This is a genomic window from Yeosuana sp. (assembly GCF_057126245.1).
Map to the genome: position 1 here is coordinate 58,911 of NZ_DBNGMQ010000084.1, position 10,073 is coordinate 68,983.

Consider the following 10,073-nt stretch of genomic DNA (forward strand, 5'->3'; position numbering starts at 1 on the left):
TTCATTATGTTTTTCTTTTTTTATGAAACACCACGCGGTTATTAACAGTATTTTCAACAACTTAGTGAAAAGTATTTTTTAAGAATTGTTATCACAGCATCGTAATAAGAATTACCAAACAAATTTAAATGCACCAACAAATAATATAATTGATAGATTTCTAATCTGGCTTCGCTGCCTCCATCAGATGGAAAATCATTAAAATAGGATTCGTAGAAAGGATTACCAAAACCACCAAATAATTTGCTCATGGCAATATCTACTTCATGATGCCCGTAATAAATGGCAGGATCAATAAGGTAGGGGTCTCCTTTTGTAGATATCAAATAATTACCACTCCATAAATCGCCATGCAAGAGAGAAGGCTTTATATCAAAAAAATAAGATTCTAACCTATCTTTTATTTCTTGTTCAGTCGGACATTCATTTTCTGCAAGTAAGTGTTTTTGTTTCGCAAATTCAAGTTGAGGAAACAAGCGCTCGGAAGCATAAAATGTAACCCAAGTTTTATGTTGTGTATTGCATTGAGGCAAGCTTCCAATGAAGTTATCTGTATTTAATCCAAAATTTTCAGAAGTACATTTATGTAATTCAGCCAATTGACGGCCTAAATTTTTAAAATCTTTCTGCGAAGCTGCTTTGTTTTCAATAAATTCTAATAGCAAAAATGCAGAATTTTTATAGCTTTTACAAGCTATTACTTTAGGTGTTTTTATAGTATTTGTTGCATTAATTAAATGTAATCCATCAGCTTCAGCTTTAAACATGTTTAAAGTATTTTCAGTGCTATTGGTTTTTAAGAAATAAGCGTTTTTGGGAGTTTGAATGCGAAATGCTTTTGATATATCACCACCAGAAACCGAAGAAACATTTGTAATATGTTCGTTAAGGATGGTTGATAGATATGATTTAAAATCGAGTTTTATCATTTAAAAATAGCACAAACAAACAAATTCTGTCGATAATTTCATAAGTACTAAAGAATATAATTCACTGAGACCAAATCGAATTTACTTGGTGTTCCCAAATTAATATCAATAGGTGTTTCTTTATCATAGATCAAAATACAGCTAGAATTAGCTTGAATTTCATGACATGCTGAAGTAGCATCGGCAGAATAACTTGCTGAAAATTGCAGATTATCACTGTTTACAGTTAATATAGGATTTCCTCTGACGATAAAATTATTTTTATTATTAAGTTTAATTTCAAATTGTAATCTGCTTGTGCTATTTCCGGTATCAGGTGTAAACACAAAATTTATAACATCATATGAAAAGTTACTTAATACATTTCCTTCTCCAATTGGTTGAACGGCTTCTGGTTCTGGGAAATCACATGGGACTTCTTGGGTGATTTCTGGAATATAAGTTGTCCCTAACTGTCCATATATGGTTGATTCATATTGAACAATAATGGTTTTTGTGCAGTCATCTTTCGATGATGAACAGCAGAAAAGAAACAGAAATAATACTACAATTGATATGGATTTTAAAGGCTTCGTCATGTAATATACCGTTAATTAACTTTCTCTTTCCAATAAGGCCATATAAAATCCATCGAAACCAGATTTGTGAGCTAACACTTTATTGTCTTTAATGAGTGAAAAGTTTTCTCCAGCTTCCGATTTTAAAAACGTTTTTACTTGTTCTTGATTTTCAGAAGGTAATACCGAACACGTAGCGTAAACCAATTGTCCGCCTACTTTTACCATTCTCGAGTATTGCTGTAAAATCTCTTTTTGGGTAGCTTTTATTTTTTCAATAAAATCGGGTTGTAATTTCCATTTAGCATCTGGATTTCTGCGTAGCACGCCTAATCCGGAACAAGGAGCATCAATTAAAACGCGATCTGCTTTATCGTACAGTTTTTTAATAACTTTAGTAGAGTCAATCGTACGTGTTTCAATATTATGAGCACCATTACGTTTCGCGCGTCTTTTTAATTCATGAAGTTTGTTTGCGTAAATGTCTAAAGCAATAATTTGTCCTTTATTTTCCATTAAAGAAGCAATATGAAGCGTTTTTCCACCAGCACCAGCACAGGTATCAACAACACGCATTCCTGGCTTTACGTTTAAAAACTCTGCAACTAATTGCGATGAGGCATCTTGTACTTCAAAAAACCCATTTTTAAAGGCTTCTGTTTGGAATACATTAGCACGTTCTTTTAATTTTAAAGCATTAGGGTAATCTGCTAAAAAATCGGTTTCAATATCTAAATCAAAAAGTTCTGCCTGTAACTTTTCTTTTGATGTTTTAAGTGTATTAACTCTTAGGATAACATCAGCTTGTTCGTTTAGAGCCATTATTTCTTTAGTCCAAACCTTTTCACCAAGTTCTGCTACTCCTAACGCATCCATCCAGTCAGGAATAGATTCTTTTATTTTTCTGATTTTCGAAAACTCATCAAATTTACCTTTAATTTTTCGTGTTGGTGTTTTTTCAAAGTAAGTCCAATCAGGTAACTTAATTCCTTTTAATGTAGCCCAAACCGCAAATAATCTCCAAATATTATCTCTATCAAAAGGTTCTTTAACTTCTGCTATTTCTGCATATAATCGTTTCCAGCGTACAATATCATAGGTGGTTTCTGCTACAAAAGCTCTGTCTCGGCTTCCCCAACGTTTATCTCTTTTTAAAAGTTGTTGAATAACTTTATCGGCATAGTTTCCTTCGTTGAAAATTAAGGTTAATCCATCAATAACCGCAAAGCATAAATTTCTGTGTAATCGCATGTGTAAGTAATAAGTGCGCAAAGTTACGTTTTATAAGTTTATTTGTTTAACCGTTTATAAGTTTATTAGTTTTGCTTTTCTATTTTTATAAAAAATTTATGGGTATGAAACAGTTAAACCTTGTTGTTGTGTTAATTTTTATTCTAATTTCCTGTGTAAAAAAGAACGTTTTTGTTCCCAGAAATTTTTCATCGGTTAATATTGAAACCTTATATTCAGACTCTTTGTTGAGTATTAGAGCTATTGAAATTCTTAACGATAAAAGTTTAGCCTTTGCAGCAAACAATGGGGTATTTGGATTATACAACCCTTCAAAAGATAGCTGGTTGGTTTCTAAGCAAGAATACGATAGTTTGAATTTACATTTTAGAGCGGTAGCTCATACGTCTACGGATTTTTTTATGCTAAGTATTGAAAGCCCTGCGTTATTATTTAAAACGGGTAATACAGGACAAATGCAACTGGTTTATAAAGAAGAAGGAACAGACGTTTTTTATGATGCTATGACATTTTGGAATGATAAAGAAGGTATCGCCATTGGTGACCGTGTAAATGGTTGCTTGTCAATTATTATAACAAGAGATGCTGGGAATTCTTGGAAGAAAATTTCATGTGAGAATTTGCCAGAAGCAGAAGATGGCGAAGGTGCATTTGCTGCAAGTAATACTAATATAAAAACTATTGGAGATAATACCTGGATTGCCACCACGTGCGGCAGTATTTATTATTCTGAAGATAAAGGGGATACTTGGGATATAATTAAAACACCTATGTTTAATGATGTTAATACTCAAGGCATATATTCTATTGATTTTTATGATACATTACATGGATTTGCAATTGGTGGAGACTATACCAAGCCAGATACCAACGAGTCTAATAAAATTGTAACAGATGATGGTGGCAAAACATGGCAAATAGTTGGTAAAAATAACGCGCCTAGTTATAGAAGTTGTGTACAATATATTCCAAATAGAGAAGGTAAGGAGTTAGTTACTGTGGGGTTTAAAGGTATTGATTTTTCTAATGACGGTGGTTATAATTGGAATCATTTGAGTGATGAAGGCTTTTATACCATTCGTTTTTTAAATGACTCTGTAGCTTATGCGGCGGGAAGCGGAAGAATTTCAAAATTAATTTTTAATAAAAAAGAGAGGAACTAATTAGTTCCTCTCTTTTTTATTCTTTCGGTCTGCGGTTCATTCCACGCCTGTTTTTATATTCTTCAAACATTTTATGTTTAAAATCATCTTCAACCTTATCAAGTAGAATTATTTTTTTTGCAGGTATTACTTTTAATAAATCATTCACTAAACCTTGTTTCAGGTTATGCTTCTTGTTTTCAATAGAACTAATCTCTTTTAGCAAAGTTTCTGCATCTTTATCAGAAATATTTCGAAGATCGATTTTTCCTCTTTTTTCATGTAATTGACCTCTAAGTTTATAATAATTCTTTTCAAAATTATTATAAACAGGCCAAAAAACTTGAGCCTCTTTTTCAGATAAATTTAGTTTTTCTGTTATAAAGGCAATTTTTAAGGTTTTTATTTTATCTCTATTTGCTTGTGAATAAGATAGTATAGAGAAGCCAAGAACAAAGATTATGATGAATAATTTTTTCATTTTTCTTGTATTAGGGAATTAGTTTGAAATTAAATCGTCAATTTCTATATTTTCAATAACATAATTCTCTAATGATTCTGAATTAAAATTTAATTCAATAGAATCAAAACTATTTAATTCATGATTAGAGAATAATAAGGCAATATCAGCGGTTTCGATATCTTCATTTAAGATATAGTTTTCAATACTAGCAGTTTCAATATTATCAATAGTTAAGGTGTCATTTTTATTATAAGCAATATTAAACATGAGTATTAAACTTGCAGCAATCGCTGATACATATGCGGTTTTTCTCAATGAGAACAGTTTAATTACTTTAGTTTCTTTTTCTTTTTTAACCGTATTAATTATTTTATCGTCTAGAGATTCAAAATAGTTTTCTGGCACATTAAAGCCTGTTTTACTAGAAGTTTCTTTAAGTTTTAAATCACTTAACAGCATATCTTCAAAGTTTTTAAAGTAGTCTTTAGGTACTTTAAAACCAGGTTTATTAATATTATTTAAATTATGTTTTTTCATGACTTATATCTATAAGACTAAATTTTCTGTTAAAGGTTTAATTGTTAATTAGATAGTCTTTAATTTTTTTTAAAGCAATATGATAAGAAGCTTTTAAAGCACCTTCACTGGTTTCCAAAATTTGAGACATATCTTTAAATTTTATATCTTCAAAATATTTCATATTAAACACCAATTGTTGCTTTTGAGGTAACTTAGTAATGGCTTGTTGCAATTTTAGTTGAATGGCGTCACCTTCAAAATATACATCTGATGTTAAATTGTTAATTGCCAATTCTTGAGCTTCCTCATTTGATATCAGCAATCGTTTAGCCTTTTTATTAATAAATGTAATAGATTCATTGGTTGCTATCCTATACATCCAAGAGTATAATTTACTGTCCCCTTTAAAGTTATCAATATTTTTATAAACTTTAATGAATGTATTTTGTAAAACATCATCTGCATCATCATGAGACTTCACTATATTTCTTATGTGCCAATATAATCGTTCTTTGTAAAGAGATACTAGCTCTTTGAAGGTGCTATCAATATCGTTTTTAGATTTAAGTTTTTCTACTAACTCAGATTCTTGAATCACAGGCTCACTTTAATTGTTCGACTTATGAATATACTAAAAGTTTAATTATGAATTAAAATTTACTTAATAAAATTGAAATATCTGAAAAATATTATTGTATTGATAATCAAACAAATAAAAACAAAAATATCGATGAAGTGTAAATATAATCGATAAAAAACAATTTTTACTTGCGTAACTCACTTTAGTAAATTACCTTTACAGTATTAAAACCTACTTATGTTGTTAGTTGCCCCAAATCTAACGATGAACAATAAAAAGGATAGAAACCCAAATTTCTATCCTTTTTTTATTTTTATTTTTTTAAATGTAGATTATCCTAAATTTTGCATGTCTACCAGCTTTTTATAAATACCTTTTTTATTTATTAGTTCTGCATGTGTCCCTTTTTCAGCGATAGAACCTTTTTGAAGGACAATAATTTCATCTGCATTTTGAATGGTAGATAATCTATGAGCAATCACAATAGAAGTTCTATTCTTCATCATGTTTTCTAAGGCAACTTGCACTAGACGCTCACTTTCTGTATCTAGCGCTGAAGTGGCTTCATCTAAAATCATAATCGGAGGCCCTTTAAGAACCGCTCGTGCTATGCTTAAACGTTGTTTTTGGCCACCAGACAGTTTGTTTCCTGAATCTCCAATATTGGTTTCTATGCCTTCAGGTAAATCTTTTACAAACTCCCACGCATTTGCCACTTTTAAAGCATCTATAACATCTTCATTAGATGCATCATTATCACCCAATTTAAGATTGTTTTTAATACTGTCATTAAAAAGAATAGCATCTTGTGTTACAATGCCTAATTGACTTCGTAATGATTTTGTTGTGAAATCTCTTATATCGGTGCCATCAACTAAAATTTGTCCTTTATTAATATCGTAAAAGCGGGTTAAAAGATTTGCAATGGTTGATTTTCCACTTCCCGATTGTCCAACAAGCGCTACGGTTTTTCCTTTAGGAATGGTTAAAGAAAAGTCTTTTAGAACATATTCGTCTTTATATTTAAAAAAGATATTTTTAAATATGATTTCTGAGTCAAATCCAGTTTTAATAAAGGCATTTTCTTTGTCTTTTAGTGGGTTTGGGGTATCTATAATTTCTTGAATTCTTTCTGCAGCTGCATTACCTTGTTTGACATTATAAAGCCCCCTTGCTATGGCTTTTGCTGGAACCATAATGTTATATGCTAGCCCCATGTAAGCAATAAATGAACTGCCATCGAGCGAGCCGTCTACAAGCACTAATTGTCCGCCATACCATAATAAAATAGAAATAACCAAGATGCCTAAAAACTCACTTGTTGGTGAGGCAAGGTTTTGTCTATTTAATAGTTTATTTGAAAAGTTATAAAAGCGATTGGTTGACTCTTTAAATCTTTCATCAAATTTTTCTTCAGCATTAAAACCTTTAATTATGCGAAGTCCTGTTAAAGTTTCTTCTAAAGTAGATAATATAACACCCTGCTCTTTTTGAACGCGATCTGATTTTCTTTTAAGACTTTTACCAATTTTGGAAATGATTGCCCCTGAGAGTGGAATAAAAACAAATACAAATAGGGTAAGCTTGACACTAATGATTAACATCATGATAATCGTAAAAATAATCATTAGTGGTTCTCTCGCAATAAGCTCCAAAACAGGAAGCATAGAGTATTGTAGGGTTGAAACATCATTAGTAACACGTGCCATAATATCACCCTTTTTTTGATCAGAAAAATAGGAAAGGGGTAGTTCTACTGTTTTTTTATAAACGGCATTTCTTAAATCTCGTACGACACCATTTCTTAAAAAAACCATGAAATAATTAGCTAAATAACCAAATATATTTTTTAATAGAAACAGTGATATGATGAGCCCCACAACTAATAATAGTGCCTTCTGCGGGTCACTTTCCGCATATGCATTTACTTGATAGGCTAGAAAATCTTTAAAATAGTCTTTTAATCCAGAAAGACCAGTATATATGGGTTTTGTAATTAAGTTTTTATTGACTTGTTGTTCGAATAAAATATCTAGCATTGGTATTAATGCAACAAAAGATAAGGCACCAAATAAGGCGTATAATACGTTTGAAAGAATATGTCCTAAGGCAAAGCGCTTATAAGGTTTTGCGTACTTAAGAATATTTATAAATTGATTCATTTATTGCACCTATTTTTATATTAATATGCTCTAAACGAAAAACGATTTTGAGTAATTCGTTTAGAGCATATATATTTTAGAAATTAATTTTTATGCCAGTTTCATATCTTTAACTATGGCATCAATTTTACTTTCCAATTTTTGTTCCGTTACTTTAAACGCTGACACATTGTCTAATTTAGTGTTTACGCTAATATAAAATTTAATTTTTGGTTCAGTACCACTTGGTCTTAAAGCCACTTGGCTTCCGTCCTCAGTATAATAAATAAGTACGTTTGATTTTGGAATATCAATAGGTTCTTCTTTACCGGTTATCATATTTTTAGTTATTGACAGTTGGTAATCTTCTACTTTAACAACTTTTGATCCGTCAACAACAGTTAATGGGTTTTCTCGAACATCAACCATCATTTGCTTAATTTCTTCAGCCCCTTCAATACCTTTTTTAGTAAGTGATATTAAGCGTTCTTTGTAAAAGCCATGAGTTACATAAAGTCTTATGAGCTCTTCAAAAAACGAACTGCCTTTAGCTTTGGCTTGAGCAGCGACTTCACAAGCTAACAGGGTAGATGTAACAGCATCTTTATCTCTTACAAAATCACCAACCATAAAGCCGAAACTTTCTTCCCCTCCACCAATAAAATTAAGATTTTGAAAATCGTGTATTAATTTCGCAATCCATTTAAACCCAGTTAGGACAATTTTGCTTTCAACCTCATAAGCGTCACCAAGCACCGACATCATAGGCGTAGATACAATGGTAGACGCAATAAACTCCTTGCCTGATATTTTTCCTTCAGTTTGCCATTGTTTTAGCAAAAAGTCCGTCATCATAATCATGGTTTGATTGCCGTTAAGTAGCTGTAATTCGTTCTCTGAGTTACGAACAGCAACACCTAATCTATCACAATCAGGATCTGTTCCAATAACAATATCTGCATTTACCTTATCGGCCAATTCTAAGGCCATTTTTAAAGCGGCTGGTTCTTCTGGGTTTGGAGAAGCTACTGTTGGGAAATCACCATTGGGTGCTTCTTGTTCTTTAACAATATGAACGTTTTTGTAGCCAGCTCTTTTTAGTGTTTCAGGAACTAAAGTAATTGAAGTTCCGTGCAAGGATGTAAAGACAATGGTTAAGTTATCTTTTGCTGATTGATTCGTATTAAAACTTCCTTTTTTTACTGATGCATCGATAAACACATCATCAACATCTTTTCCTATATAATTAATTAAAGATTCGTTTGGGTTAAACTTAATGTTTGAATAAGGGGTTTCATTGATTTTATTTACTATCTCCAAGTCTTGTGGTGGTACTAATTGTCCACCATCTTGCCAATAAACTTTATATCCGTTATATTCTGGCGGGTTGTGTGATGCTGTTAATACAATACCACAATGGCAGTTTAAATATTTTAAAGCGAATGATAATTCTGGTGTTGGACGTAAATCTTCAAACAAAAAGACTTCAATTCCATTAGCAGAGAATACATCGGCAACTACTTTTGCTAATGTTTTACTATTATGTCTGCAGTCATAAGCTATCGCCACCTTTGGTGTTTCATTAGGAAAATAGTCAAGCATGTATTCACTTAATCCTTGCGTACTTCTTCCTAACGTGTATTTATTTATTCTATTGGTGCCAATACCCATAACACCGCGCATTCCGCCTGTTCCAAATTCTAAGTCTTTGTAGAAACTTTCCTTTAAGCATTCAGGGTTTAAAGCAATGGTCTCTTTTATTTGATTTTGAGTTTCTTGGTCAAAAGCTGGAGTTAACCAGGCATTAACACGTTCTAAAAGCTTTGGTTCAATATATGTCATAATGTGTCAATATAAATAATCTATAAAAATAAACAAATGGAAAATATATTTTTAATTAGTTCCTTGTTTAATTATCATTAAATAGAACAATTTTATAAAAGTTAATCAAAATTTAACTCTGTTTTTACTGAGTATCGTTTTCTGTCGGATTTAGATCGTAGAATGATTTCTCCTAGAAATCCGGCAACAAAAAATTGTGTGCCAATTATCATAGTAGAAAGCGCTATATAAAATTGTGGGCGTTCCGTAATTAATCTACCGCTTGGGTTTAAAAATAGTTTTTCAAGACCAATGTACAACGCAAAACCAAAACCAATAATAAACATAATCACTCCTAAAGAGCCAAATAAATGCATGGGTCTTTTACCAAACCTAGACAAAAACCATATAGTAATTAAATCTAAAAATCCATTTATAAAACGATTCATTCCAAATTTGGTTTCACCATACTTTCTAGCTTGGTGGAGTACTACTTTTTCACTTATTTTATTAAAACCGGCATTTTTTGATAATACAGGGATATAGCGATGCATTTCACCACTAACATCAATATTTTTTACAACATCTAATTTATAGGCTTTTAGCCCACAGTTGAAATCATGAAGTTTAACGCCCGATGTTCTTCTTGCTGCCCAATTAAAAAGTTTTG

General features: G+C 31.4%; 9 protein-coding genes and 1 pseudogene. 1 reads left to right on the top strand and 9 read right to left on the bottom strand.

What is annotated here, in order from left to right; translation table 11 throughout:
• Window positions 1-53: 53 nt before the first annotated feature.
• Genes AC15TD_RS11705 through AC15TD_RS11715 form a run of 3 tightly spaced genes read right to left on the bottom strand, consistent with a single transcriptional unit; the run spans window position 54 to window position 2,737 of the window.
• On the bottom strand, window positions 54-929 hold the full coding sequence (locus AC15TD_RS11705; RefSeq protein ID WP_484452335.1) for a fructosamine kinase family protein: 876 nt from the start codon (window positions 927-929) through the stop codon (window positions 54-56).
• Window positions 930-976: 47 nt separating this feature from the next.
• Window positions 977-1,507: a hypothetical protein gene (locus AC15TD_RS11710; RefSeq protein ID WP_484452336.1), complete on the bottom strand. Its 531-nt coding sequence runs from the start codon at window positions 1,505-1,507 to the stop codon at window positions 977-979.
• A gap of 15 nt (window positions 1,508-1,522) precedes the next feature.
• Window positions 1,523-2,737, bottom strand: coding sequence for an RsmB/NOP family class I SAM-dependent RNA methyltransferase (locus AC15TD_RS11715; protein WP_484452337.1), 1,215 nt, complete (start codon window positions 2,735-2,737; stop codon window positions 1,523-1,525).
• A gap of 104 nt (window positions 2,738-2,841) precedes the next feature.
• Between AC15TD_RS11715 and AC15TD_RS11720 the strand changes: the two genes are divergently transcribed.
• Window positions 2,842-3,900: a WD40/YVTN/BNR-like repeat-containing protein gene (locus AC15TD_RS11720; RefSeq protein WP_484452338.1), complete on the top strand. Its 1,059-nt coding sequence runs from the start codon at window positions 2,842-2,844 to the stop codon at window positions 3,898-3,900.
• 16 nt (window positions 3,901-3,916) lie between these two features.
• Here AC15TD_RS11720 and AC15TD_RS11725 read toward each other — a convergent pair whose 3' ends face one another.
• The 6 genes and pseudogenes from AC15TD_RS11725 to AC15TD_RS11750 form a co-directional block, all read right to left on the bottom strand.
• Complete coding sequence (locus AC15TD_RS11725; RefSeq protein WP_484452339.1) at window positions 3,917-4,360, bottom strand: hypothetical protein; 444 nt, start codon at window positions 4,358-4,360, stop codon at window positions 3,917-3,919.
• Between the two features lie 18 nt (window positions 4,361-4,378).
• Window positions 4,379-4,879 carry a hypothetical protein gene (locus AC15TD_RS11730; RefSeq protein ID WP_484452340.1) on the bottom strand — a complete coding sequence of 167 codons (501 nt, stop codon included), beginning with the start codon at window positions 4,877-4,879 and terminating at the stop codon, window positions 4,379-4,381.
• A 37-nt stretch (window positions 4,880-4,916) separates the two neighbouring features.
• Complete coding sequence (locus AC15TD_RS11735; RefSeq protein WP_484452341.1) at window positions 4,917-5,459, bottom strand: RNA polymerase sigma factor; 543 nt, start codon at window positions 5,457-5,459, stop codon at window positions 4,917-4,919.
• Between the two features lie 314 nt (window positions 5,460-5,773).
• Window positions 5,774-7,603, bottom strand: coding sequence for an ABC transporter ATP-binding protein (locus AC15TD_RS11740; RefSeq protein WP_484452342.1), 1,830 nt, complete (start codon window positions 7,601-7,603; stop codon window positions 5,774-5,776).
• A gap of 90 nt (window positions 7,604-7,693) precedes the next feature.
• Window positions 7,694-9,424 (bottom strand): phospho-sugar mutase, encoded by a 1,731-nt coding sequence (locus AC15TD_RS11745; protein WP_484452343.1) that lies wholly within the window; start codon window positions 9,422-9,424, stop codon window positions 7,694-7,696.
• A 101-nt stretch (window positions 9,425-9,525) separates the two neighbouring features.
• Window positions 9,526-10,073, bottom strand: a pseudogene (locus AC15TD_RS11750) (glycosyltransferase); the annotation flags it as partial.